The sequence below is a fragment of the Serratia sp. 506_PEND genome, assembly GCF_001076875.1.
Lineage (GTDB): Bacteria > Pseudomonadota > Gammaproteobacteria > Enterobacterales > Enterobacteriaceae > Serratia > Serratia marcescens.
Genome location: NZ_JVEL01000601.1, coordinates 12,711 through 37,922, shown reverse-complemented (window position 1 = coordinate 37,922; position 25,212 = coordinate 12,711). Strand labels below are relative to the sequence as shown.

Here is a 25,212-nt window from a genome sequence, read left to right as displayed (position 1 = left end):
TCCATTTTGCGGCCTTTCTCGCATTCGTAACGCTAAGCGCGGCAGGACGCCGTAGCCTGCACGACATAATGGAATAAAATTGACGTGGCGAAAAAACAGATCACTACGAGAATGACGCGCCTGGCTTTATCCGCCCGGCATTGGCTGCTGGTGCTGGGGGTCCTCTCTCTGACGGGGTGCGCCCGTTCCGATGCGTTGTGGGGCGTGGTCGATAAGCTCTGCATGGCCAACTATCAGCAAAAGCGCGATCCGGCCCCGTGTGAGCAGATTTATATGCCGCAGGGGAAAGCGCAGGGCTTCAGCGTGCTGCAAAACCCGCGTTATCCCTATCACTTCATCCTGGTGCCGACGGCGCCGCTCTCCGGCATCGAAAGCCCGCAACTGCTGGCCGGGGAACGGACGGACTATTTTGGCTATGCATGGCTGATGCGTTACCGGCTGGCCGCTGAGTATGGCGGGCCGGTGCCGGATGATATGTTGGGCATGGCGATCAACTCCGCTTATGGCCGCAGCCAGAACCAATTGCATATTCACCTGACCTGTCTGCGCGAAGATGTGCGGCGCCAATTGCAGGCGGAACGCCCCTACATACAGGAGCAATGGCGGCCTTTGCCGGATAAGTTGTTGCGCCACACCTATTATGCTCGCCGCGTGATGCAGCCAGCCGTGATGGGCATCTACCCGATTAAGGATTTGGCGGATTATTTCCATCTGTCGCCGCCGCAGCTGGCGGAATATGGCGTGGTCGTCGTTCCGACGACGTTTGCCGGCCGGCAAGGGTTTATTTTGCTGGCCTCGAAGCGCGGCTGGGACGTCGGCAATCGCGCGTCGGTAGAATCGCTGCTGGATAAAGAGTGCGCGATTTTGCCGCGTTAATTGTGCTACATAAATGACGCAGGTGAGAGCGACGAGGCATCGCTCTCACCTTGTTGTCCCTACCTAAACCGCGCATCCCGCGTAAACAGGAAAGCGGCTTCCCGCAGGCGAGCGTCGGCTTCCGCCTGGGCCCCCTGATAGCGCAAGATCATGATCAGCGTGGCGTAGACGTTGGCGTCGATACGGCGCTGCAGATAGGCATTGGCCCACTGCCGATAGCCGGTCAACAGGGCATCATCACGTGTCTGGTTATAGACCAGCAGCGCGTGAGATTGCTCGTCGAACGTTTTGCGCTCCCGGTAGATCCAGGCGGCTGGCGGCGGCATCTGCTCGATGCTGTCGATGTTGGCCAGCATAGTGCGTTCCGACTGAGTGAGCGCCATGCGCCCTTGCCAGGCGAAGACCGCCATCGCCAGCACGCCGATCGCCGCCATCGCCACCGGCAGGCTCAGGGCTTTGGCGAACGGCAGCGGGCGGGGCTCGCCGGTTTGGCCGTCCAGCAACGCCAGCAGCAACAGAAACGCCAGCCAGTGCGGCGCAGACAGATAGAAAGGGTATTCCAGCTGGGTATGCACCAGCATTGGCAGCAGCACCAGGAACAGCCCGACGCGCGCGCCGTCCCGCTGCGCGCGATCCCGTTGCCAGGCGCATTTCAGCAGCAGCGCGCCGGCGGCGAGGACGATCATGATACCCGCCAGCGCCGGCAGACCACCCTCAACCCACCACAGCAGGATTTCATTGTGCGGATGCCCGGCGACTTCCAGCACTTCTCGCCAGGGCATTTCCTGCAGGCGGAAGTGCGCGAAGCCGTATTCAAAACCGCCGTAACCCCAGCCCAGCAGCGGCTTGGCCAGGATCATGGCGCCGACGTCGTGCAGCATGGTCAGACGCGCGCTGTTGGATAGCCCCCGACCGATCAGGCCGGTGTGACCCTCCAGACCGAAACCGGTGAACAGCACCGTGAGGCCGATCGCCATACCCAACAGCAGCGCACCGCCGGCCCAGCGGCTTGCGGCCGGGCGCTGGCGGGCAAAACGCCACAGCAGCAATGCCGCCGCCAAGGCGCCGCCGAGCCAGGCGGCGCGCGACTGGATCAGCACCAGCAGGGCGGAGAAAACGGCCAGCAGCGCGAGCAGCGGGATTTGCCGCCGCCGCATCGGCGCAGAGAGGGGAGCAAGCAGCAGCCAGAGCGCCAAAGCCAGCCCGGTGGCGATAAAGCTGCCCAGCACGTTCGGTTGCTGAAAGACGCCGTAGACCCGGCTTCCGTGAGGGGATACCCACGCCAGCGCGGGGGCGAACAGTTGCAGAGCCGCCAGCAGCGCCTGAACGCCAGCGGCGAACAGCAGACCGTACAGCAATAGGTTGCGCTGCCTGGGGGTTAGGCGCAGCTGCAGGCAGGCGACATAGAACAGCCAACCGCCGAGCAGGCCGGCGCAGCGCCACAGGGCGTCTTCGCGCCACTCGGGGCGGGTATACAGCAGCGGCAGCGCCAGCACGGCGATGCCGAGCAGTAATAGCCGGGCGGTGGGGGTAAGCGAAAGGCGGATGCGACCCAGGCAAACGGTAAACGTCACGATCAGCGTAGTGAGCGCCATGACGCCCCAGGCCTGAATGTTTTGCGGCAGCGCCAGACCGTCGCCGCCCATATTGGGATGATAGATCGGCAGGAGCGCCGTCATCCAGATCAGCAGCAGGGGCAGCACGGCGATGGTCGCTGCGTTAGCGGGAGATTTATCGGCCATGGTTAACCTGCCAAGGCCTGATAGCGTTTATTGAATGCATGTTTTGATTATTCCCTATCCTTTATCCTGATGTTGAAATGTGTGTAATGTTCAATTCGAAAATGTCTTACGGGAAATTTAAGTCGTCTTCATGGTGAAGCGATAAATAATGTTTGCCCTGAGAATGCGTGAGGCTGTGCGCCTAAAGAAAGGTTAAGCCGTATTTTTCACCCGCAAAAAGCATTTTTGTTTTTTCAAAAACAGACGCGCTATTTTCTCAAATCTATTGCGATTCAGTCAATTTTTAATCTAACTATTGTTTTTATTTATTAAAATCAGTTGGTTGGTCTTTTTGTTGGCGTGTGTGAATATCGTGAGGCATCCCGGCAATGGCCTATATCGGCAGGTAATGTGAAGAATAAAATAGGTATCTGCTTGTTTAATTTGTTTCGTCAGTGGCGGCGTGACGGAGGAGGTTTATTTCATCGTTTCCCATTGCTGACTTTTAAATTAAAAGTGATTTTCATGGTTTTATTTTTATTAAGATTCTTCTTGTCTCTATCTTTTTATTTGGGCTTTTATAAAATGATTTATTGTTAGGATTGTTCTGCTGAATTGGAAATAAAGACGTTATGTCTTGAGCCTCCCCGTTGCCGCGGCAGAATACAGACTAACGCGCCTGCCCAAGCGCGTTAGTCTTGTCTCCCGTCCGCTTACTCCACCTCACCGATCCGCTTTAGCGCATCCACCACCAGATCCCAGAATTTATCCTGATCCAGTTTGACCGCGACCTGGGTGTGGCAGTCCGGCGGCGGCGGCGCGCGGAAGTCCGTGACCGTCATGCCCAACGTCAGGGTGCCGGTCAGTTCGATATCCACCGGCGCTTTGCGCACCGTCATGACGCTCGGGTCGATCACGTAGGCCACCGCGCAAGGATCGTGTACCGGCGGGGCGCTGAAGCCTTGCGCCTGTTGGTACATACGGCCAAAGAATGCCAGCAGTTCGCCGACGAAGGCGGCCGGCCGGGTGCCGAGGGCGGCGATGCGTTCGCAGACTGCCGGCGTGGCCAGCGCCTGATGGGTGAGATCCAGCCCGACCATGGTGAGCGGCCATTTTTCGTTGAACACGATGTGCGCCGCCTCGGGATCGATTTTGATATTGAACTCCGCCACCGCGCTCCAGTTGCCCACATGATAGCCGCCGCCCATCAGCACCACTTCCTTGACCCGTTCGGCAATGCGCGGCTCTTTACGCACCGCCATGGCGATATTGGTCAGGCCGCCGGTCGGCACCAGCGTCACGCTGCCCGGCGGGTGGGCCATCACGGTCTCGATGATCAGGTCTACCGCATGGCGTGAGTCCAACTGCAGGTGGGGTGCCGGCAGCACCGGGCCATCGAGGCCTGAGTCGCCGTGAATGTCGGGCGCCACTTCGATATTGCGCACCAGCGGGCGCGGGCAGCCGGCGGCGAAGGGGACGCCGGTGATATTGGCGATGCGGGCCACCGCCAGGGCGTTGCGCGTCACTTTGTCCAGCGTCTGGTTACCCACCACGGTGGTGACCGCCAGCAGGTCGATCTGCGGATTGCCCCAGGCCAGCAACAGAGCGATGGCGTCGTCATGCCCCGGGTCACAGTCCAGTATGATTTTTTTCATGGTTATTCCTGATGCAGGGAGAGGTTTCCGCAGCATAACGCAGCGCGGCGGAGTGGGATAATGCCGATGGTGCTTTTGTTAACGGCATCAAAGCCTTGCCACTTTTACGATGTAATGAAACGTAAATCCTGCTCGCCGGGCTTTACCCTGGAGTTTACTCCAGGGTTTACAGTGAGGTTCAGCGTCAATGCACAGAGGAGAGGCGGGATGAGCTTACTGAAACGGTTGTTGGGGCAAGGCGGTATTAACGGCGGTCATCAGCGCGCGGGCCACGGCGGCGGGCATCATGGCAACCGCTATAATCAGCATGGCGAGCCGGGGCCGCTGTGCCCGGAATGCCGGGCTGTGAATAAATCGGGCGCGCGTTATTGCCACCGCTGCGGTCAGCCGTTTGCCGCGGTGAGCGCCACCTGCGGCCAGTGCGCCGCGCCGTTGCCGTCGGGTAGCCGCTTTTGTCCGCAGTGCGGCGGCGGTGTGCCGTGAACCGGGGCGCTTGGACACTCGCGCTGCTGCTGGGCGCCATGGCGCTATGGACGCTGCTGGCCTGGGGCGTAGCCGGGGTGCTGGCCTGGCTCCCGGCGTTGGCGGAGGCAGCCGGGAATGCATCGTTGCCGGTGAACGGTGCGCTGAGCCTGGTGCCGCAGGCGGTGCTGGACGCCTGGCTGCCGTGGCTGAAACAGCTGGGCAGCGGGCTGGCGAGCTATTTTCCTGCGCTGCTGACCTGGGCGGGCTACGCCGTCTGGCTGCTGTGGGGCTTCGGCATGGTGGCGCTGACGCTGCTGGCCGCGCTGGCGCGACGCTATTTGAGCGCTGCTCAGCGATAGCCCTGATAGACCGCCGCTACGCGTTCGAAATAGTCGGTTAAATAATTGATGCACACCTGCACCTTCAGCGGCAGTTTGTCCTTCTCGGTATAGAGCGCGTAGATCGGCCGCGGATCCGAATGGTAGCTTTTGAACAGGATCTCGATCTCGCCGCGTTTGATCTCTTCGATCACCCACATCAGCGGGGCGTAGGCGATGCCGGCGCCGTTTTTCAGCCAACGGATCATGGTGGAGGAGTCGTTGGTGACGAAGCGCCCCTGCGGGGAAATGCGCGTGGTGATGCCTTCCGGCGACATCAGTTCGAATTCGCTGTCGGGCCGCACGCTGTACTCCAGCCAGGAGAAGTTGACCATGTCGCTCGGCTTCTGCGGCGTGCCGTGCTGGATCAGGTAGCTTTTGGCGGCGCACACCACCATCGGCATCTGCCCCAGGCGGCGAGAGAACAGGCTGGAGTCCTGCAGCGCCCCGGTGCGGATCACCAGATCCAGCCCGTCGGTGATCAGATCCGGCGCCGGAATGCCGGTTACCAGGTTGACCGTCAGGCCCGGGTACTCTTTCATCATCTCGGCGGTCATGTTCGCCAGCACGTTTTGCGCCATGGTGGATGAGCTGCCGATGCGCAGCGTGCCGGCGGGCGTATTGTTAAACGCATACAGCTGTTCATGCACTTCGCTGACTTCCTGCAGCATGCGTCGGCAGCCCTGATAGTAGATTTTGCCGGCCTCGGTCAGGCCGATGCTGCGCGTGCTGCGGTTCAACAGCTTGACCTGCAGCTCATTTTCCAGTTTCGAGACGGTTTGGCTGATCGATGAAACGCTCATGCCGAGTTGGCGCGCGGCCGCGGTAAACGACCCGAACTCAACCACTTTGGCGAATACCGACATCCGTTTTAATCTTTCCATTATTCACTCTGGCTTAAAAGTGATTTAGATCACAGATTGTTGATGCCTTGATAGTAAGCAGGCTAATATAACGTGGTCGGGTGAATAGACCTTACCAACGTGCGAGAGCGATCGGCGACGTAATCCTGCCGCTCCTCCGGCACCCTCGCAATCCCTGTCGTGGACGTCTGCCCCAAAGTTTAACCTTTTTTCGGGTTCGTGACCTGGACAAGCTGTCTGGTCAAGATTTGTGGCGCGCGCACGCTAAAATGTAAAGAGAATGTGAATGGCGAGATGTGTCTTTCCCCGGCGCAGTGAACAATAAGGAAAAAGTGATGAGTTTGCTTCCGGTTATGGTCATCTTCGGACTGTCGTTTCCGCCGGTGTTTTTCGAGCTGCTGGTGTCGCTGGCGCTGTTTTTTCTCTTGCGCCGCCTGCTGCAGCCGACGGGGATTTACGATTTTGTCTGGCATCCGGCGCTGTTTAACACTGCGCTGTATTGCTGCTTGTTTTATCTGATTTCATGTCTTTTTGTTTGAGGTCGCTGTGAAAAATTTTTCGATAAAAATAACCCGAATCGCGATCACTTTGATTCTTGTGCTGTTGGGCATCGCCGCGATATTCAAGGCCTGGGTGTTCTACACCGAGTCGCCGTGGACGCGTGATGCCAAGTTTACCGCCGATGTGGTGGCGATCGCGCCGGACGTCAGCGGCCTGCTGACCGACGTGCCGGTGGTGGATAACCAACTGGTGAAGAAAGGCCAGGTGCTGTTCGTGGTCGATCGGCCGCGTTATGAGCAGGCGTTGGCGGAAGCCGGCGCCGATGTCGCCTACTATCAAGCGTTGGCGGCGGAAAAACGGCGCGAGGCCGGCCGCCGCGTGAAGCTGGGCGTGCAGGCGATGTCGCAGGAAGAGATTGACCAGTCGAACAACTCGCTGCAGACCGTGCAGCACCAGCTGGCGAAGGCCGTGGCGGCGCGCGAGCTGGCGCAGCTGGATCTGGAACGCACCACGGTGCGGGCTCCGGCCGATGGCTGGATCACCAACCTCAATGTCCATGCCGGCGAATACATCACCCGCGGCTCGGTGGCGGTGGCGCTGGTGAAGAAAGATTCCTTCTACATCCTGGCGTACCTGGAAGAGACCAAGCTGAATGGCCTGAATAAGGGCGATCGCGCGGAGATCACTCCGCTCGGCAGCAACCGCATCATGCACGGCACCGTCGACAGCGTGGCGGCGGCGGTGAACAACAGCAGCAGCACGGTGAACAACAAAGGGTTGGCCTCGATCGACAGCAACCTGGAGTGGGTGCGCCTGGCGCAGCGCGTGCCGGTGAAGATCCTGCTGGACGCCAAGGATCAACAGCATCCGTACCCGGCCGGCACCACCGCCACCGTGGTGATCGTCGGCAAGAACGATCGCAATGCCGACAGCGGCTCGCCTTTTGTGCGCCTGATGCACCGGCTGCGTGAGTTCGGCTAATGAGCAGCCCAACCTTTATCCGGCTGAGATTCGCCTTCAAACTCAGCTTCGCGATTGTGTTTGCGCTGTTCGTCGGCTTCCATCTCAATCTGGAAACCCCGCGCTGGTCGGCGATGACCGCCGCCATCGTCGCCGCCGGCCCGGCCTTTGCCGCCGGCGGCGAACCCTTCTCCGGCGCCATCCGCCACCGCGGTTGGCTGCGTATCATCGGCACCTTTATCGGCTGCTTCGTCGGTCTGATCATTATCATCACCACCGCCCGCGCGCCGGTGGTGATGCTGCTGCTGTGCTGCATCTGGGCCGGTTTCTGCACCTGGCTTTCTTCGCTCATCAAGGTGGAGAACTCCTATGCCTGGGGGCTGGCCGGGTATACCGCGCTGATCATCATCGTGACGGTCGCCACCAGTGAGTCTCATCTGCTGGAAGCGCCGCAGTTCGCCATCGAGCGTTGCAGCGAGATCGTGCTGGGGATCGTCAGCGCCGTGTTGGCGGATCTGCTGTTCTCGCCGCGTTCGATCAAACAGGACATCGATCGGGCGGTGGATCAACTGCTGGTGGCTCAATACCGCCTGATGCAGATGTGCATCAGCAACGCCGACAAAGAGGATATCGACCGCGCCTGGAGCAATCTGGTGAAGAGCACCACGGCGCTGGACGGCATGCGCAACAATCTGATGATGGAGTCCTCGCGCTGGCAGAAGGTCAACCGCCGGGTAAAAGCGCTGCATACGCTGTCGCTGACGCTGATCACCCAGGCCTGCGAAACCTATCTGATCTTGGTGAATCACCCGGAGGCACTGAAAGACAGCCTGCGGGAGCAGCTGATGGTCCCGGCGGAAACCCCACAGGAGATCCACAAGCGCATGAAGCTGTTGCGCCAGGTGCTGACCACGCATCGTTCCGAGGAAACGCTGCCGACCATCACCGGTTGGGTCGGCGCGGCGACGCGCTACCTGCTGCTGTCGAAAGGCGTGCACGCCAACTGCAGCATCAGCGCGGTGGAAGAGGGGGTGTTGAGCAACGAAACCGTGGTCAAGCCGACTTCGGCGGAAGGGCATCACGCGATGATCAACGGCCTGCGCACCTTTGTGGCGACGGCCTTCGGCAGCCTGCTGTGGCTGTGGACCGGCTGGACGTCCGGCAGCGGTTTTATGGTGATCATCGCGGTGATCACCTCGCTGGCGATGCGCACCCCGGCGCCGCGCATGGTGGCGATGGATTTCGTGCTGGGCATGCTGGCGGCGATCCCGGTCGGTTCCCTGTTCTTCATGGTGATCCTGCCGGCGACGCAGCAGAGCATTTTGCTGCTGTGTCTCAGCCTCGGCCTGCTGGCGTTTTTCATCGGCATCGAGGTGCAGAAGCGGCGGCTCGGTTCGCTGGGGCTGCTGGCCGGGACCATCAACATTCTGGTGCTGAGCAACCCGATGGAGTTCAACGTCACCCAGTTTCTCGACGGGGCGCTGGGCCAGTTCCTCGGCAGCTGCGTTGGGCTGATGGTGCTGCTGCTGATCCGCGACAATTCGCGTGAACGCACCGGGCGCACGTTGCTCAACCAGTTCGTCAGCAGCGCGGTGTCGGCGCTGACCACCAAGGCGGCGCGTCGTCGGCAAAACCATCTGCCTGCGCTGTATCAGCAGCTTAACCAACTGCTGATGATGTTCCCGAACGACATCGCCAAGTATCGTCTGGCGTTGAACCTGATCATTGCCCACCAGCGCATGCAGCGGGCGGAGATTCCGGTCAGCGAAGAGCTGTCGGCCTTCCACCGCCAGATCCGCAGCACCGCCGATCGGGTGGTCTCCGCCAAGAACGACGTCAAGCGCGCCTATTACTACGATCGCTTGCTGGGTCAAATGAACGAGTACCAGCAGAAGCTGGTGGACAATCAGGCGCCGCTCAGCGTCACCGGGCCGGTGAAACGCCTGGCCGACATGCTGCATCGCTATCGTCACGCCTTGATCGATTGATGCGTTCCCTCCTGTTGCGCCGCGTTGTGCGGCGCCTTCCCTGACTATACTGAAAGCAGTGCCTGACATGGCGGGCCGTCTCGTGTGAGGCGGCCTGTTTTCAGAGAGACTCCGAGTGCCAGAACGACTGGAAAGTGGCATCATTGTCATGAATGGATGAAACGCTCACCGCCGCGAAAACGTGACGTGCCGGTCATCTTAGTTTCATCCAGGTCGACTATATACCTAACTAGCCTGGGGGAGCTGCGGCGCCTTCGGCGGCATAATTTCAGGGAATGTCATGAACAAGCGGATTCTGTTGGCGATTGTCATCGCCGTGGTCATCGCCGTCTTCAGCGCGCTGCGCGGCAACGAGCACCGTGCGATCGGCGGCAATGCGACGGTGGTGCAAGCGCCGGCGGGGCAACAGCAGAGCATCGATCGGCTCACGCAGCAGCAAACGGTGGTGAGCTACCTGCAGCAGCATCAGCGGCTGCCGGGCTATTACGTCACCAAGAAGCAGGCGCGCGAGCAGGGCTGGGACCCGCGTTCAGGCAACCTCTGTGCGGTATTGCCGGGCAAGGCGATTGGCGGCGATCGATTCTCTAACCGTGAAGGACAACTGCCGAGCGCCGGCGGCCGGGTCTGGCGCGAAGCGGACATCAATTACCAGTGTGGCCGGCGCGGCGCCGATCGCCTGCTGTATTCGAGCGACGGTCTGATCTTCGTCACGCGCGACCATTACAAAAACTTCATTCGTGTGGAGTGAGTTTGATGGCAAAAGTAGAGTTTGATTTTGAACAGATCCAGGATGTGCCGACCTTCTACCGCGATTTTGCGCACAAGTTTGCGCTGGACGAGGGATTCGGCGCCAACCTCGACGCGCTGTGGGACGTAGTGACCGGCGATATCGGTCTGCCGGTGGAAATCGAGTTCACTCACCTGAATGCCCGCAGCAAGCGTCGTTTCGGCGCGATCATTCTGCTGTTTGAAGAGGCGGAAGAAGAGCTGGAAGGCAGCCTGCGCTTCAATATCCGCGAAAGCAGCGGCGAACCGGCGCATCACCGGGGATGAAACGGGTTCATCCCGGGATGGCGGCGCTTAGTCGGCCGCTTCGGCCAGCTCGCGCAGGTATTGGAAGATCTGGCGGTAAGCCTTAGGCGGCTTGTTGGCGGCCTTCTCTTTCTGCGCGTTGCGCACCAGTGAACGCAGCTGTTGGCGATCGGCGGCCGGATACAGATCCAGGATCGACGGAATGACGTCATCGCCTTCTTCGACCAGACGGTCGCGCAGCGCTTCCAGTTTATGGAACAGGGAAACCTGCTGGTTGTGGCGGTTTTTCAGCTTGTCGAGCGCGGTCTGGATCGGCTCGATATCGCGGGCGCGCAGCATTTTGCCGATCAGCTGCAGCTGACGGCGACGGCCCTCTTTCTTGATCTTCTGCGCCAGCTCGATGGCGGCGCGCAAATCTTCGTCCAACGGAATGCGGTCCAGCGCGTTTTTGCCCAGATCGACCATTTCGGCCCCCAGGTCTTTCAGCGCTTCGGCATCACGTTTAATTTCACTTTTACTGACCCAGATAATCTCGTCATCGTCCTCGTTTTCATTCTCCGGGACATCGTCGAGCCAGTCTTCAGGCTGTTTGTTCATGGTAGGCTCCGTTAAAAAGAGGCTAATCCTAACAGGTTGCCGGCTTTATGCGAAATTCAACGCGGTTCCTGTTAGACTCAACGGCAGAGATCTCAGGATTTTTGCGCGCCGCCCCGCGTGCACAACTACGCCGCTCCGGCACTTTTCTCAACGATTTTCTGATTAATTATGGCAGATTGATGAAAGTAGTCACTCAAGTTGCAGAACAGCGCAAGGCGCTGGAACAGGCCGTTTCTCAGGCGCTGGAGCTGGCCCGCGCCGGTTCCGACGCGGCGGAAGTCGCGGTCACCAAATCGACCGGCATCAGCGTCAGCACCCGCTTCGGCGAAGTGGAAAACGTCGAGTTCAACAGCGATGGCGCGCTGGGCATCACCGTGTATCACCGTCAGCGTAAAGGCAGCGCCTCTTCCACCGATCTCAGCCCGGATGCCATCGCCCGCACCGTACAGGCGGCGCTGGACATCGCGCGTTACACCTCTGAGGATCCCTGCGCCGGCCCGGCGGAGAAAGATCTGCTGGCGTTCGAGGCGCCGGATCTCGATCTGTTCCACCCGACCGAGCTGGACGCCGAGCGCGGCATCGAGCTGGCGGCGCGCGCCGAGCAGGCTTCGCTGGCGGCGGACAAACGCATTACCAACACCGAAGGCGGCAGTTTCAACAGCCACTACGGCATCAAGGTGTTCGGCAACAGCCACGGCATGCTGCAAAGCTACTGTTCCAGCCGTCATTCGCTGTCCAGCTGCGTCATTGCGGAGCAGGACGGCGACATGGAGCGGGATTACGCTTACACCATCGGCCGTGCGATGGGCGATCTGCACAGCCCCGAGTGGGTGGGGCAGGAGTGCGCCCGCCGCACGTTGGCGCGTCTCGCGCCGCGCAAATTGTCGACCATGAAGGCGCCGGTGCTGTTCGCCTCCGAGGTGGCCACCGGATTGTTCGGCCATCTGGTGGGCGCCATCAGCGGCAGCAGCGTTTATCGCAAATCTACCTTCCTGTTGGACTCGCTCGGCAAGCAGATCCTGCCGGAGTGGCTGACCGTCGAGGAGCATCCGCACCTGCTGAAAGGGCTGGCGTCGACGCCGTTCGACAGTGAGGGCGTGCGCACCCAGAGGCGCGATATCGTCAAGGACGGCGTGCTGCAAACCTGGCTGATGACCAGCTACTCGGCGCGCAAGCTGGGCCTGCACAGCACCGGCCATGCCGGCGGTATCCATAACTGGCGCATTGCCGGGCAGGGCGCGGACTTCGCCGGCATGCTGAAGCAGCTCGGCACCGGCCTGGTGGTCACCGAGTTGATGGGCCAGGGCGTCAGCGGCGTCACCGGCGATTACTCGCGCGGCGCCGCCGGTTTCTGGGTGGAAAACGGTGAGATCCAATATCCGGTCAGCGAGATCACCATCGCCGGCAACCTGAAAGACATGCTGCGCAACATCGTCAGCGTCGGCAGCGATATCGAAACCCGCAGCAATATCCAGTGCGGTTCGGTGCTGCTGCCGGAAATGAAGATCGCCGGCCAGTGATCCGCTGCGCGGCCGGCGCCCGCCGGCTGCGCGTTATCCCGTCTCAACCTTGCTTACAAATCTCCGGTTTCGATTTTTCCCGGCCTTGCCTATGGTAACGGTGGGTTAATTAAAACAATAACTGGAAGGTGAGCAAACATGCAGAATACCCTGAAAGCGCTGGCGGCGTTGACGCTGCTGGCAGCCAGTTCGCTGGCGGTCGCCGCCGATCTTGGCGACGATATGGACACCCTGGCGGAAAACTACAAAACGGTGCTGAATACCGACTCCGCCGCTACCCTCACACAAAGCCTGCAGAACATGCGCGCCGCCGCGCAGGATGCCAAACAGGGCACCCCGCCGAAGCTGGAAGACAAAGCCGCCGACAGCCCGGAGATGAAAGATTTCCGCAGCGGGTTGGATACCCTGATCGGCCAAATCGATCAGGCGCTGGCGCTGGCCAATCAGGGCAAAGTCGCCGAAGCGAAGCAGCTGGCGCAGGGCTTCAAGCAAACCCGCGACGCCAACCACAAGAAATTCCGCTAATCCGTCAACCGTCGCGCCCGTCTTCCGTCAGATAGGAGGAGGGCGCCTGCCCCAGCACGCGGCGGAACATGGTTGAGAACGCCGCGCTGCTGTCATACCCCATTTCCATCGCCACCTGTGTCACGCTGCGTCCTTCGGCCAGCAGCGCCAACGCCAGCACCACGCAGGCGCGCTGACGCCATTGCGAAAACGGCAGGCCGGTCTGCGCGCGAAAGAAGCGGCTGAAGGTGCGAATGCTCATGTACAGACGAGGCGCCCACCGCTGCGCGGAGTCGTGGGCGTCGGGGTGCTGCAAAAAGGCGCGGCACAGCTCACCCAGCCGAGGATCGGCGGGCAGCGGGATGTGCAACGGCAAGGGCTGCAGCCTGGCCAGCTCGTGCAGCAGCAGCGCCGCCAGCGCTCCGTCGCGGCCCTGTTGTTCATACTCCAGCGGCATATCCACCGCCGCCATCAACAGCTGGCGCATCAGCGGAGTGACGCTGACCACCTGACATACCTGCGGCCGTTCGGCGGGCAACGCGCCGGGTTCAAGGTACAGGCTGCGGGTGGTGACGCCGACCATCCGCACCGCGTGCGGCATCTGCGGCGGCAGCCACACCGCGTGCTGCGGCGGAACGACCCAATTGCCTTGCTGCGTGAAAACGTGCATGACGCCGGTAGCGCCGTACAGCAACTGCGCGCGCCGGTGGCTGTGCATTGGCAGCAGATGCCCCGGCGGATAATCGGTGCCGATGGCGATCACCGCGCGGGTTACGTGGTCGATGTCATCAATGCGGACGTTGCGCATGTGTTCCCTTTGGCGGGCAGATTGGCCGAAACGCAATGATAGTTGGCCCTTCATATAAAGCAAGCCAGCGACGGTCGCCCTACTATCGGGGCAGAAAAATAACGCTTGTTCGGGGCGCCGTTATTTTATCGGCCATGAAGCCCGTGCAAGTCTTCACACCAGGGTGGGACGAAGGTTCTCGTTCTCGCAATACAAGAAGTTAATAAGGAATAAAGCGTCATTTTATTCCAACACCTGAAGCAATAGTTCTTAGCGCAGTTCAATGACTATAAGGTGATATTTCATGTATAAGTTCGGTGTGATTGGCGGCGGGGCCGCCGGCATCTCTTTTGCGTATAACTTTATAAAAAATAAGTCGGTTAATCATTGCAAAAGGCCGCTTTCCCTGACGGTTTTCGACAAGCAGGGATTTAAAGGCGGCATGGCATACAGCAGCGATTTTGACAGCCATATATTAAATATGACGCCGGAAAATATGTCGGCGGATATTTTCGACGATGCGCACTTCGTTGATTGGATCGCCATGCATTTCCCGCAGTTTTGCCAGGATCGTTATCCGCCGCGCTGGCTGTATCGGGAATATCTCGATTTTATTCGCGACATGACAATATATATGGCGGCGGACAGTAACGTCGCGCTGAATTTCGTCACTGCCGAAGTGAATGCCATCGCACCGCACGAAGCCGGCTATCGGCTGACCACCGCCTGCGGCGGCGCCGAGCAGATGAACGCGCTGGTGCTGTGTTCGGGGCACAACCCGCCGGAGTGCCTTTACCCGGTGGATGGGGTGATCGCTTATCAGGCCCATCAGGACTTGCCGCCGATCAACCCTTATTCGAGCATCGGCGTGATCGGCTGCAGCCTGACGGCGATTGACGCCATCGTTGAACTGATGGAGCGCCTGGGAGCGACCGACATCTGCGCCCTGTCGCGCTCGGGCCTGTTCCCCAGCGTGCAGCCGGCGCTGATGCGTCCGCCGCCGGAGGCGTTTGTTGAGGCGCTGCGGCGCTTTGTCGCCGGCCGCGATTTTATTGACGCGCATCAGCTGGTGCATGCGATCAACGCCGCGCTGGCGCGCCACTATCCGGGGCCGGAGCGGCTGACGGTGCTCTCTGCGCTGGGGGAAAGGCGCGATTGCTACCGCGATCTGGCGGACAGCCTCGATCGCGCGCGTTTTGCCCGGGAGCATATCTGCAGCTATCTGGCGGCGATCCACCCGGCAGTGTGCGCCGCCTGGGTCAAGATGGATGCCAACAACCGGCAGGTCTTCATGCGCTTTTACAACTCCTCCTGGATGCGCAATCGGCACGCCATGCCGATCAAGAATGCCAACAAGATCGTGGCGGCGCTGGAGAGCCAACGCCTGCGCGCCTGCGGCGGCCTGGTGGATATCAGCAAGGCAACGGACGGGTTTATCCTTCGTTGCCATGAGACGCGGGTGCGCGCGCAGTATCTGTTCAACTGCACCACGCCTTCCTATCAACTGCCGCCCAACCGCCTGAGCCAGCAGCTGCTGCAAGACGGGCTGGTGCAGGAGAACCTGTTCGGCGGCGTGAAGTGCAACCCGCATACGCTGAAAATCGCCGACCGACGCGGCCGTGAGCAGCATCTTTACTCGCTCGGCGCGCCCGCCAAGGGCGATCTTTTTTACACCTCGGCGATGGAATCCATCACGCGGGATATCAGCAAAATCGTGTTCAACAACCCTATTTTCAACGCAAAGAAGGCTGAAGTATGAAGAACGTAGCGCTCTTTGTCGGCAACGACATTTTCTCCTGGCTGGTGTGTCAGGATCTGATCGCCGCCCTGAAAGGCGAGTGTGCTTTTACGGTGTATTTCCCCCTGGCGAAAAGCGGCGGCCGCACCCAGGAGCCGGCGGTTCGCCGCCTGGGGCTGTATGAGCGCGAGGTGCTGAACGATTTTGTGTTCCCGTTCGTTGGCCGCAACGCCGCCGCCTGTGAGGGAGCCTATCAACCGCCGGCCCTGTTCCTGGCCGCCGCCGGGGTCAAGGCGCATCGCGTTCTCGACATCAATGACGCCACGTTTATCAGCAGCCTGGAGCATATGGACGCGGTGATCTCCCTGCGCTGCTATCAGAAATTCTCCGCCGACTATGTGCGCGCCTTCAGCCGACGCGGCAAGCTGCTGTGGAACCTGCACCCCGGCGACTTGCCGCGTTATCGCGGGGTGATGACGCTATTCCGCGCGATGATGAACGGTGACAAGGGCTGTGCGGTGACGCTGCATGAAATGGATGAACACTGGGACGCCGGCCCGGTGCTCGCCCGTCTGCCCGCCGAGCTGCGTCACGATCTGTCGTTCCTGGAAAACATGATGTTGCTGGGCGTGCAAAGCGGCACCTTCCTGGCGCGCCAGCTCATGCGGGCGGAACGGAGCGAAGCGATAGCGGCGGAAAAGCAGGGTGATTCGCGCTATTGGGGCTTCCCGGACGCACAGACGCTGGCGCGGGCGGAACAGGCGGGCATTGAGCTGGTGGATCACGACGCCGTGCGCGAGCAGTATTTGGGGCTGTTCGTCGGCGAGCGCTTCCACCCGCTGGCGGGGCAGTTCTGCGCCGGGTTCGACGACTTCGTGCGGGCGCACGGCCATGATTGAAACGTTGATTGTACTGGGCGCCGGTTTTCTGACCGGCATCACCACCATTCTGTTTGGCTTCGGCGGCGGCTTTGTGGTGGTGCCTTTCGTCTATCACCTGATCTCCGCCTCGGGCGAGCAGCCCGGCCAGGCGATGCATATTGCTGTAGCGACCTCGACAGCGGTGATGATCCTCAACGCGAGTTACGCCACCCTGACCAACTGGCGCAGCGGCAACCTGCTGCGAGAAACCATCGTGCCGCTGATCTTTTTCATCGGCCTCGGCGCGGCGCTGGGCGCGTTCGCTTCCTCGCTGCTGGCGGACGGCGTGATCCGCGGGCTGTTTGTGGTCTATATGGCGGTGACCATCGCCGACTGTCTGTTCCGCCGGGGCTTCCTGATCAAACCGGCGCGCGCCGAACTGTCTCCCGCCACGTTGTGGGGCGGCGGGCCGCTGATCGGCGGCATCGCCACCCTGCTGGGGGTGGGCGGCAGCGTGATGACCGTGCCGCTGCTGCGCCGCCATGGTTACGACATGAAATATTGCGTCAGCGCCGCCAACCCGCTGTCGATCCCGGTGGCGGTGATCGGAGCGCTGATGTATATCGTGTTGGGATGGCGCGAGATGAGCGGGCCGCAGTATCTGGGTTACGTCAATCTGAACATTCTGGGGCTGCTGGTGGTGGCGGGGATTGCGGGGATCGTGTTTGCCAGGCGCTGTTTGCCGAAGGTGAGCGATGCGCTGCATGCCAAAATCTACGTGCTGCTGCTGATCGCCGTGCTGATCGCTATCTGCATCTGAGACAGAAAGGGCGGCCGGATGCCGCCCTGAAAACCGCTTAACGGTGGTATTCGCCCGCCGCTTCCGGCTGGTACAGCAATTCCAGCACTTCAATCCGCGCTTCTTCACCGTTCGGCAATTGCCAGGAGATCTGCTTGCCGACGTGCATGCCGAGCAGCGCTGCGCCCAGCGGCGCCATCACCGACAGCTGATCGTGGCTGTCTTTCAGCGAGGCTGGGTAGACCAGCGTGCGCACATGCTCTTCATCGGTGTGCAGATCGCGAAAACGCACGCGGCTGTTCATGGTCACCACGTTGGCCGGCATTTTCTCCGGCGGCAGGATTTCCGCGCGATCCAACTCGTCGTTCAGCGCGGCGGCGACGTCGGTGTTGGCAAAGGCCGGTTGTTCCAATAGCGCATCCAGGCGTTCCGCATCCAGCTCATTAATAGTAATGATGGGTTTGGTCATTCCACTCTCCAGTCAAATCAAAGGGCGCCAGTCTGTGCGCCCATAAATTCGGAAAAACAACACAAAGCAACACCCCCGCGCCAGAGGAGCGGGGGTGTGGGTAATGTCGATTTGTCCCATTGATAGTAGGCGGTTGGGGCGAGAAAAGAAAGAGATCCCGATCACGAAGGCTTTTATCGTCAATCGAGGCAAAAAAAACCGTTAGCCGGGTTATGTAATTGTTATCTCATTTACTTTTTCGCCATAACGCCGTTTTGCGAAATGGATCCCCGCGCGTCATTCGATTTCCACTTCGAACTGGAAAAAACCGGTCTACACAGAAAATCTTGCCGGGGGTAGGGTAAAGACATCACAGAAAGCGGGTTATTCAGGTGATGCGCTTTACGGCTTACTGATTAATGTGGGATCTAGGGGTACTGAAAAGTGAATGATGGATCTGCTTCGATAAAAGAAATTGAACAATCCGATGTCAGCGAAGCCGGTGAGATCACCGCTCGGGTGCTGGCGGATATTACCGCGATGCTGAATGCTGAGAATATTTATACCAATGCGGTGCAGCAACAGATGCTGGAATCGCATATTCGCGCCATGGTGCTGCGTTCAATAACCGGTGAGCCGTTGCCGGAGGTGGATAAATCGCTTTTCGACGAAATTTCCGCCGAGTCCATGCAAATGGCGGAACGCGTGGTGAATCAGTTTGGCACATTGCCTATCGAAGAAGCCTATTTGCTGTCCGTGCACTTCGAAGTGGCGAAAGATAATAACGCATAGCGGTTAACGCATCGATTTCAATCAGGAGAATATACCATGGGTCAAATTACCGTAGTGATCGGCGATCGTTTGGGCAAAGGGCAAAAAGTCGGCCAGGGCGTTGAAAACGCAGGCGGAAAAGCGGTGGTCATCCCCGGCGTGGCGGCGGATATGAAGCTGGGCGACGTCATGAAAGCGGAAAACGCGCAGCTGGGCATCTCTTTTTGCGGCAGCGGCGGCGCAGGCGCGATTACCGCGCAAACCAAATACGGCTACAAGGCCAAATACGGCATGCGTTCGGTGGAAGAGGGCGTGACGGCAATTAACGAAGGCTGCAACGTGCTGGGTTTCGGCTTTATGGATAAAGAAGAGCTGGGCCAGAAACTGGTGGAAGCCTACGTCAAAAAACATGGCAACCCATAATGAAAGAGCAATATACCACATCGGTAAAGGTGGAGGGTAAAGGCGACAGCAAAGCGAAAGCTTTTGCTTCCGCCTTGGCTAATGTGCAGGGCGCGGTATTAAAGTCCACCAACAATATTCTGCTGCGCATCGAGCCGCAGGACGTCAGCGTAGTGAAGGCGGAAGAGAAAATAACTAAAGAGAAATTTCTTTTCTTCTTTTTGCCGCGCGAAAGAAAGAGCTATGCCGTTTCTCTGGAAATAACCGTGAACGTAACCATTATCAATACCGAGAAGGTTGTCTTCGTCACGAAATAAAAACGTTAGCATAAATGAAAGGGTATACTGATGTTTTTAATCATCTTATTTAAATCGATAATTATCGGTGGACTGGTGGGGGTCGGCGTAGGGGCCGGCGCCGCACGCATGTTCCACGCACCGACAACACAGGGCATGGGAGCGTTTCGCACCCTGGGCGAGCTGAACTCCTGCGAGGGCGATCCGGCTTCCCACTTCTCATTCGGTCTGGGTTTCTTCTTCAACGCCTGGGCGTCTTCCGTGGCGGCGGGCTCCTTCACGCAGGACGTCGATCACCGCATCATCCCGCACTGGGGCGCGGCGGCCCTGATGGTCAAGAACCGCAATCTGGCGCAAACGCTGCACGATCCGAAAAAAATGGCCATCGCCTGCGGCATCATCGGCATGCTGGTGGTGGCCTTCCTCAATACCACCGCTTCCGCCGTGCCTGCCGCGCTGCAGGTCACCGCCATCAAGGTGCTGGTGCCGGCGGCCAACCTGCTGGTGAACACCGTGATGCCGGTGATCTTCTGGCTGGCGGCGATCGACGCCGGGCGCCGTTCCGGCTTCTGGGGCACCATCTTCGGCGGCCTGGCGCAGCTGATCATGGGCAACGCCGTACCGGGCCTGGTGCTGGGCATTCTGATCGGCAAGGGTGTGGAAGAGAGCGGCTGGAACAAAATCACCAAGATCATGATGGCGGTGATCGTGCTGCTGTTCGTGCTGAGCGGCTTCTTCCGCGGCTTCGACATGAAAGTTCTCGAGTCCTTCAGCCTCGGCGTGCCGGGCTGGCTGGACGTCATTCACAACACCCTGAGCGGTAAATAAGGAGCGGGATGATGGAAGAGCAAACCCAAAAAGGCTTCTGGTACGCCGACTGGTCATTCCCGATTTTTGTTGGCCTGCTGTCCTCCGGCGTGTTCGCCGGGACGCACATGTACTACCTGTACGGCATCGGCGCCTTTAACGAAGTGGCGTTCGTCTCCATGCTGCGGGCGGGGATGGATACCGGCGTATACGGCGCGGTGGCGGCGTTCGGCGCCAGCTTCCTGTTCGCGCGCATCATCGAAGGCTCGCTGGTGGGCATCCTCGACATCGGCGGCGCGATCCAGACCGGCGTCGGGCTGGGCGTGCCGGCGCTGCTTTTGGGGGCCGGCATCGTGTTCCCGGTCGCCAACTTCGCCGCTTCGCTGGCCACCGGTCTGATCATCGGCCTGGCGATCGGTTACGTGATCATTCTGGCGCGCAAATTCACCATCAATCAGAGCAACTCCACCTACGGGGCGGACGTGATGATGGGGGCGGGCAACTCGTCGGGCCGTTTCCTCGGGCCGTTGATCATCCTGTCGGCGATGACTGCCTCGATCCCGATCGGCATCGGTTCGCTGCTCGGCGCGCTGCTGTTCTATATCTGGGGTAAACCGATCACCGGCGGAGCGATCCTCGGCGCGATGATCCTGGGGGCGATCTTCCCGGTAGCCATTTCTTAAGAGGCCTGCGCCAGGCGCCGCCCGATACGGCGGCACCCGGGCTAACAGGAGCAATGCGGTATGTATGACTTAGTAATCAGAGGCGCCAGACTGGCGGACGATACGCTGATCGATCTGGCGGTGAAAGACGGCAAAATAGCCTCGGTGGGGCGGTTGGCGGCGGACGTCAGCGCCGTTCGCCAGCTGGATTTGGCGGGCAACTGCCGCCTGAGCGCCGGTTGGATCGACGCGCATGTGCATTGCTATCCCGAATCGCCGATTTACCATGACGAGCCGGATCGGGTCGGCGTCGCCAGCGGCGTCACCAGCGTGGTCGATGCCGGCAGCACCGGCGCCGACGATATCGACGCCTTTTATCAGCTGACGCGCAGCGCCAAAACCAACGTTTTCGCCTTCCTCAATATCTCGCGCATCGGCCTGCTGCGGCAGAACGAGCTGGCGGAGATGACGGACATCGACAAGCGCGAGGCCGGCCAGGCCATCGCCAACCACCCCGGCTTTGTCATCGGCATCAAGGCGCGCATGAGCAGCAGCGTGGTGGGGAAAAACGGCACTCGCCCGCTGGTATTGGCCAAAGAGATCCAGCAGGAAAACCGCCAGCTGCCGCTGATGGTGCATATCGGCAATAACCCGCCGGATCTGGATGAGATCGCCGATCTGCTGACCCGCGGCGACATCATCACCCACTGCTACAACGGCAAACCGAACCGCATTCTGACGCTGGCGGGCACGCTGCGCGAGTCTATCCAGCGCGCGCTGCGGCGCGGCGTATTGCTCGACGTAGGGCACGGCACCGCCAGCTTCAGCTTCGAGGTGGCGCGCCAGGCGATCAAACTGGGTATTTTGCCGCACACCATCAGCTCCGATATTTACTGCCGCAACCGCATGAACGGACCGGTGCACAGCCTGGCGACGGTGATGTCCAAGTTCTTCAGCGTCGGCCTGACGCTGCCGCAGGTGATCGCCTGCGTGACGGAGAACGCCGCGTCGGCGCTGCAGCTGAGCGGCAAAGGGCGGCTGGAGCCGGGCTATGACGCCGATTTCACGCTGTTTGAGCTGCGCCGCGAACCGCAGGTGTTCGCCGACGCCGAAGGGCAAACCGCCGAGGGCGAGCGGCTGCTGGTGCCGCTGGCCGCGGTGGTGGCCGGGGAAATCCTATTAACCGAACAAGGGGAGGCAAGCCATGTCTTCGATTTATGAAAAATACGGTTTGAAGCAGGTGATCAACACCTCCGGCCGCATGACCATTCTCGGCGTTTCCACGCCGCGCCAGGACGTGATCGACGCCGTTGATTACGGCCTGAACCACTATTTCGAAATCAAGGATCTGGTCAACAAGACCGGCGCCTACATCGCCGATCTGCTCAACGTGGAGGATGCGGTGATCGTCTCCTGCGCCTCGGCGGGCATCGCCCAGTCGGTGGCGGCGGTGATCGTTAAAGATAACGCCAATCTGCTGGTGAACCTGCATTCGGCGTCGGTGACCGTGCCGCGCGAGATCGTGCTGCCGCGCGGTCACAACGTCAACTTCGGTGCGCCGGTGGACACCATGGTGGCGCTGGGCGGCGGCAAGGTGGTGGAGGCGGGGTACGCCAACGAATGTTCGCCGGAGCAGATTGAAGCCTGCATCACGCCGCAGACCGCGGCGATCCTGTACGTCAAATCGCACCACTGCGTGCAGAAAAGCATTCTGTCCGTCGAACAGGCGGCGGTGGTGGCGCGCAAGCATAACCTACCGCTGATCGTCGACGCCGCGGCGGAAGAAGATCTGATGTGTTACTACCAGATGGGGGCCGATCTGGTGATTTACAGCGGCGCCAAAGCCATCGAGGGGCCGACCAGCGGTCTCGTGATCGGCAAGAAACAGTTCGTCGAGTGGGTGAAGTTGCAATCCGGCGGCATCGGCCGGGCGATGAAGGTCGGCAAAGAGGGCATCCTCGGCCTGACGCAGGCGATTGAAAGCTATCTGACGCTTGAGAAAACCACCGGGCAACAGATGGTGGAGCGGATGACGCCATTCCTCGACAGCCTCAACACCCTGACCGGCGTCAGCGCCAAGACCGTCTGGGACAGCGCCGGCCGCGATATCGCTCGCGCCGAGATCACCTTTGATGAGGCGGTGCTGGGGCGGTCGACCTATGACATCGTCCAGGCGCTGAAAACCGGCGACATCGCCATCTACTTCCGCGGCTATAAGGCCAACGAGGGCAAGATTGAGGTCGACGTGCGCAGCGTCGACGAGCAACAGCTGATGACCGTCTTTACCTGTATCAAAAACCTGTTTACGGAGAAACAAGCATGAAGCTGCAGCCTAACTACTATCGCGACCGCGTCTGCCTGAACGTGCTGGCCGGCTCCAAAGCCAACGCGCAGGACATCTACGCCGCGGCGGAAGGCCATGTGCTGGTGGGCGTGCTCTCCAAGAACTACCCGGATGTCGATAGCGCGGTGACCGACATGCTGCGCTATGCGCGCCTGATTGAAAACGCGCTCTCGGTCGGCCTGGGCGCCGGCGATCCGAAGCAGTCGGCGATGGTCAGCCTGATCGCTCAGCAGGTGCAGCCGCAGCACGTTAACCAGGTGTTTACCGGCGTCGGCGCCAGCCGCGCGCTGCTGGGCCAGAACGACAGCGTGGTCAACGGCCTGGTGTCGCCGACCGGCCGCGTCGGTTGGGTGAAGATCTCTACCGGCCCATTGAGCGCCGCGGCGCCGGACGGCATCGTGCCGGTGGAAACCGCCATCGCCCTGCTGAAAGACATGGGCGGCAGCTCCATCAAGTATTTCCCGATGGGCGGCCTGAAGTGCAAGGACGAATACCAGTACGTCGCCAAGGCCTGCGCCGAGCATGACTTCATGCTGGAGCCGACCGGCGGCATCGATCTGGAGAACTTTGAGCCGATCGTCGAGATCGCGTTGGCGGCCGGCGTGAAACGCGTGATCCCGCATATCTACAGCTCGATCATCGACGCCGCCAGCGGCGACACGCGCCCGCAGGACGTGAAAACCCTGCTGGCGATGACCAAAACGCTGGTGGGCTGAACGCGTAATGGGATGAGGTAAACGCTGGGAGGCGAAGGTTTTCCCGTGGCGCGGCATGCCGCGCCGCCGTTACCTATAGCCTATAGCTTTCAAGTTGCAGCTAGGCGGCAAGCGCAGGAGCCCCAGTCACTTACTTAAGTCAGTGACTGGGGTGAAAAATCTGCCGGGAGCAGATTTAAACGCTGCTTGCAGCGGCCCCGAAGGGGTGAGGCCCATGGATGGGCCGAGTAACTGCGCAGCCAACAACGCTGCGGCTTGAAAGATGACGGATATATACTGAGGATTACTATGCGAAACTGGCAGGTTCCAACCCGACGCTCCGCGTTGTTCCTGGCGCTGCTGGCCGTGACCGGCCCGGCGCTGCATGCTGAGGATGCAATGAACTCCACGTCATCTCATTTTGCCTATATCGGCACCTACAATCCCAACGGCGAAGGCGTTTACCGGGTGCAGGTCGATCCGGCCAGCGGCGCGCTGAGCCACGCCACGCTGGTCAGCAATGTGCCGAATCCGGCGCAGCTGACGTTGAGCGCTGACGGCAAGACGCTGTATGTCGCCAGCGAAGTGGCCGATTTCAACGGCGGCAAGCACGGCGGCATCACCGCCTACCGGATCAATCCGGCCGATGGCGCACTGACTCAGCTCAATCAGGTGGATTCGCAGGGGGCAGGGCCGGTGTATCTCTCCTCGACGCCGGACGGGCGGCATCTGCTGGTGGCGAACTACGTCAGCGGCAGCGTGGCGGCTTTCCCGATTGAAGCGGACGGCAGCTTGGGCGCCGCCAGCTCGGTGCAGCAACAGCAGGGGCCGGCGGGCGCGGCCAAACCGGCGGCGGCGGTGAACGGCAGCTTCGCCATCAGCGATCACAACGGCCCGCATGCCCATATGATCGCCAGCGATCCGAGCGGCAAGTTCGTGTTCTCCACGGATCTGGGGTTGGATCGCATCTACCAATGGCGCTTTGACGCCGCGAGCGGCCGCCTGACGCCGAACGATCCGCCGTGGATCGCCGCCTCTTCCGCCGGCGCCGGCCCGCGTCATTTTGTGTTCCACCCGGACGGCGACACCGTGCTGCTGGTGAACGAAGAGGCCTCGACGTTGACCAGCTACCGTTTTGATCGCCAAAAAGGTACTCTGAAACAACTGCATGCGGTTTCCGCGCTGCCTGCCGACTATCAGGGCACCAGCTTCGCTTCGGGGCTGGCGCTCAGCAAAAACGGCGGCACGCTGTACGTCGCCAACCGGCTGCATAACAGCATTGCCCAGTTCAGCGTGGGCGCCGGCGGCGAGTTGAAACCGGTGGCGGAAACCTGGACCCGCGGCGATTATCCGCGTTCGCTGGCGCTGAGCCCGGATGGCCGCTATCTGTATGCGCTGAACCAGCGCAGCGATAACGTCACCCGCTTCAGCGTCAACCCGACGGACGGCAAACTCAGCTTTGTGGGCGGCTATCTGCCGATCGGCAGCCCCTCGCAAATGGCGTTCCTGCCGCCGGTGAAGTAACCCGTGGCCCGCCCGGTTCG

Annotated in this window: 28 protein-coding genes; 22 read left to right on the top strand and 6 right to left on the bottom strand. The window is 60.5% G+C overall.

All coding sequences use genetic code 11. The features are described from left to right. Positions 1-111: 111 nt before the first annotated feature. Positions 112-876 (top strand): CDP-diacylglycerol diphosphatase, encoded by a 765-nt coding sequence (locus tag ADK28_RS27260; protein WP_033639291.1) that lies wholly within the window; start codon positions 112-114, stop codon positions 874-876. 59 nt (positions 877-935) lie between these two features. Here the strand turns inward: ADK28_RS27260 and ADK28_RS27255 are convergent, their stop codons facing one another. Both ADK28_RS27255 and ADK28_RS27250 read right to left on the bottom strand, forming a co-directional pair. Continuing rightward, entirely contained in the window at positions 936-2,618 is a 1,683-nt protein-coding gene (locus tag ADK28_RS27255; RefSeq protein ID WP_048797192.1) for a PglL family O-oligosaccharyltransferase, read from the bottom strand. Positions 2,619-3,310: 692 nt separating this feature from the next. Further along, on the bottom strand, positions 3,311-4,252 hold the full coding sequence (locus ADK28_RS27250; protein ID WP_016930231.1) for a nucleoside hydrolase: 942 nt from the start codon (positions 4,250-4,252) through the stop codon (positions 3,311-3,313). Positions 4,253-4,459: 207 nt separating this feature from the next. Between ADK28_RS27250 and ADK28_RS27245 the strand changes: the two genes are divergently transcribed. Next, on the top strand, positions 4,460-4,735 hold the full coding sequence (locus ADK28_RS27245; RefSeq protein ID WP_016930230.1) for a zinc ribbon domain-containing protein: 276 nt from the start codon (positions 4,460-4,462) through the stop codon (positions 4,733-4,735). Beyond that, positions 4,732-5,076, top strand: a complete 345-nt coding sequence (locus tag ADK28_RS27240) for a hypothetical protein (RefSeq protein WP_048797191.1) — start codon at positions 4,732-4,734, stop codon at positions 5,074-5,076. Before ADK28_RS27245 ends, ADK28_RS27240 begins: the two co-directional genes overlap by 4 nt. On the opposite strand, the gene aaeR is transcribed toward ADK28_RS27240, so the two are convergent. Then, positions 5,067-5,978 carry an HTH-type transcriptional activator AaeR gene (gene aaeR / locus ADK28_RS27235; RefSeq protein WP_033639294.1) on the bottom strand — a complete coding sequence of 304 codons (912 nt, stop codon included), beginning with the start codon at positions 5,976-5,978 and terminating at the stop codon, positions 5,067-5,069. The genes ADK28_RS27240 and aaeR overlap by 10 nt on opposite strands. Positions 5,979-6,292: 314 nt before the next feature. Between aaeR and aaeX the strand changes: the two genes are divergently transcribed. From aaeX to ADK28_RS27210, 5 genes are all read left to right on the top strand, one after another. Continuing rightward, positions 6,293-6,496 carry a p-hydroxybenzoic acid efflux pump operon protein AaeX gene (gene aaeX / locus ADK28_RS27230; protein ID WP_004936952.1) on the top strand — a complete coding sequence of 68 codons (204 nt, stop codon included), beginning with the start codon at positions 6,293-6,295 and terminating at the stop codon, positions 6,494-6,496. A gap of 7 nt (positions 6,497-6,503) precedes the next feature. Further along, positions 6,504-7,439, top strand: a complete 936-nt coding sequence (aaeA, locus tag ADK28_RS27225; RefSeq protein ID WP_028127537.1) for a p-hydroxybenzoic acid efflux pump subunit AaeA — start codon at positions 6,504-6,506, stop codon at positions 7,437-7,439. Next, complete coding sequence (gene aaeB / locus ADK28_RS27220) at positions 7,439-9,406, top strand: p-hydroxybenzoic acid efflux pump subunit AaeB (RefSeq protein WP_048797190.1); 1,968 nt, start codon at positions 7,439-7,441, stop codon at positions 9,404-9,406. The genes aaeA and aaeB overlap by 1 nt, the downstream gene beginning before the upstream one ends. A gap of 280 nt (positions 9,407-9,686) precedes the next feature. Continuing rightward, on the top strand, positions 9,687-10,154 hold the full coding sequence (locus tag ADK28_RS27215; RefSeq protein ID WP_004936959.1) for a ribonuclease: 468 nt from the start codon (positions 9,687-9,689) through the stop codon (positions 10,152-10,154). Positions 10,155-10,159: 5 nt separating this feature from the next. After that, on the top strand, positions 10,160-10,459 hold the full coding sequence (locus tag ADK28_RS27210) for a barstar family protein (RefSeq protein WP_004936963.1): 300 nt from the start codon (positions 10,160-10,162) through the stop codon (positions 10,457-10,459). A 27-nt stretch (positions 10,460-10,486) separates the two neighbouring features. On the opposite strand, the gene yjgA is transcribed toward ADK28_RS27210, so the two are convergent. Beyond that, on the bottom strand, positions 10,487-11,035 hold the full coding sequence (yjgA, locus tag ADK28_RS27205) for a ribosome biogenesis factor YjgA (protein ID WP_004936968.1): 549 nt from the start codon (positions 11,033-11,035) through the stop codon (positions 10,487-10,489). 179 nt (positions 11,036-11,214) lie between these two features. Between yjgA and pmbA the strand changes: the two genes are divergently transcribed. After that, the gene (gene pmbA / locus ADK28_RS27200) at positions 11,215-12,555 is read left to right on the top strand and encodes a metalloprotease PmbA (protein ID WP_033639296.1); all 1,341 of its coding nucleotides are present in this window, start codon (positions 11,215-11,217) and stop codon (positions 12,553-12,555) included. 138 nt (positions 12,556-12,693) lie between these two features. Next, positions 12,694-13,080 carry a cytochrome b562 gene (gene cybC / locus ADK28_RS27195; protein ID WP_016930224.1) on the top strand — a complete coding sequence of 129 codons (387 nt, stop codon included), beginning with the start codon at positions 12,694-12,696 and terminating at the stop codon, positions 13,078-13,080. 4 nt (positions 13,081-13,084) lie between these two features. Here cybC and ADK28_RS27190 read toward each other — a convergent pair whose 3' ends face one another. After that, entirely contained in the window at positions 13,085-13,867 is a 783-nt protein-coding gene (locus ADK28_RS27190; protein WP_016930223.1) for an AraC family transcriptional regulator, read from the bottom strand. 283 nt (positions 13,868-14,150) lie between these two features. Here ADK28_RS27190 and ADK28_RS27185 point away from each other — a divergent pair, with 283 nt between their 5' ends. Genes ADK28_RS27185 through ADK28_RS27175 form a run of 3 tightly spaced genes read left to right on the top strand, consistent with a single transcriptional unit; the run spans position 14,151 to position 17,264 of the window. After that, positions 14,151-15,605, top strand: a complete 1,455-nt coding sequence (locus ADK28_RS27185; RefSeq protein ID WP_033639298.1) for an FAD/NAD(P)-binding protein — start codon at positions 14,151-14,153, stop codon at positions 15,603-15,605. Further along, positions 15,602-16,483, top strand: coding sequence for a formyltransferase family protein (locus ADK28_RS27180; protein WP_033639299.1), 882 nt, complete (start codon positions 15,602-15,604; stop codon positions 16,481-16,483). The genes ADK28_RS27185 and ADK28_RS27180 overlap by 4 nt, the downstream gene beginning before the upstream one ends. Continuing rightward, positions 16,476-17,264 (top strand): sulfite exporter TauE/SafE family protein, encoded by a 789-nt coding sequence (locus ADK28_RS27175; RefSeq protein ID WP_048797189.1) that lies wholly within the window; start codon positions 16,476-16,478, stop codon positions 17,262-17,264. The genes ADK28_RS27180 and ADK28_RS27175 overlap by 8 nt, the downstream gene beginning before the upstream one ends. 37 nt (positions 17,265-17,301) lie before the next feature. On the opposite strand, the gene rnk is transcribed toward ADK28_RS27175, so the two are convergent. Further along, a complete protein-coding gene (rnk, locus tag ADK28_RS27170; protein WP_004936993.1) occupies positions 17,302-17,712 on the bottom strand; it encodes a nucleoside diphosphate kinase regulator in 411 nt (136 codons plus the stop codon). A gap of 444 nt (positions 17,713-18,156) precedes the next feature. Here rnk and ADK28_RS27165 point away from each other — a divergent pair, with 444 nt between their 5' ends. The 9 genes from ADK28_RS27165 (at position 18,157) to ADK28_RS27125 (ending at position 25,192) form a co-directional block, all read left to right on the top strand. Then, a complete protein-coding gene (locus ADK28_RS27165; RefSeq protein WP_086013604.1) occupies positions 18,157-18,483 on the top strand; it encodes a glycine dehydrogenase in 327 nt (108 codons plus the stop codon). Positions 18,484-18,519: 36 nt separating this feature from the next. Further along, a complete protein-coding gene (locus tag ADK28_RS27160; RefSeq protein WP_004937000.1) occupies positions 18,520-18,885 on the top strand; it encodes a glycine-rich SFCGS family protein in 366 nt (121 codons plus the stop codon). Beyond that, on the top strand, positions 18,885-19,181 hold the full coding sequence (locus ADK28_RS27155) for a DUF4312 family protein (protein ID WP_004937003.1): 297 nt from the start codon (positions 18,885-18,887) through the stop codon (positions 19,179-19,181). The genes ADK28_RS27160 and ADK28_RS27155 overlap by 1 nt, the downstream gene beginning before the upstream one ends. A 30-nt stretch (positions 19,182-19,211) precedes the next feature. After that, positions 19,212-19,988: a DUF4311 domain-containing protein gene (locus tag ADK28_RS27150; RefSeq protein ID WP_048797188.1), complete on the top strand. Its 777-nt coding sequence runs from the start codon at positions 19,212-19,214 to the stop codon at positions 19,986-19,988. A gap of 11 nt (positions 19,989-19,999) precedes the next feature. Further along, complete coding sequence (locus ADK28_RS27145; RefSeq protein WP_004937013.1) at positions 20,000-20,650, top strand: DUF4310 family protein; 651 nt, start codon at positions 20,000-20,002, stop codon at positions 20,648-20,650. A 60-nt stretch (positions 20,651-20,710) separates the two neighbouring features. Further along, positions 20,711-21,850, top strand: a complete 1,140-nt coding sequence (locus ADK28_RS27140; protein WP_048797187.1) for an amidohydrolase/deacetylase family metallohydrolase — start codon at positions 20,711-20,713, stop codon at positions 21,848-21,850. Then, the gene (locus ADK28_RS27135; protein WP_048797186.1) at positions 21,834-22,952 is read left to right on the top strand and encodes a DgaE family pyridoxal phosphate-dependent ammonia lyase; all 1,119 of its coding nucleotides are present in this window, start codon (positions 21,834-21,836) and stop codon (positions 22,950-22,952) included. The genes ADK28_RS27140 and ADK28_RS27135 overlap by 17 nt, the downstream gene beginning before the upstream one ends. Beyond that, complete coding sequence (dagF, locus tag ADK28_RS27130; RefSeq protein WP_016930215.1) at positions 22,949-23,689, top strand: 2-dehydro-3-deoxy-phosphogluconate aldolase; 741 nt, start codon at positions 22,949-22,951, stop codon at positions 23,687-23,689. The genes ADK28_RS27135 and dagF overlap by 4 nt, the downstream gene beginning before the upstream one ends. A 288-nt stretch (positions 23,690-23,977) precedes the next feature. Beyond that, positions 23,978-25,192, top strand: a complete 1,215-nt coding sequence (locus ADK28_RS27125; RefSeq protein WP_048797185.1) for a lactonase family protein — start codon at positions 23,978-23,980, stop codon at positions 25,190-25,192. Positions 25,193-25,212 lie beyond the last annotated feature (20 nt).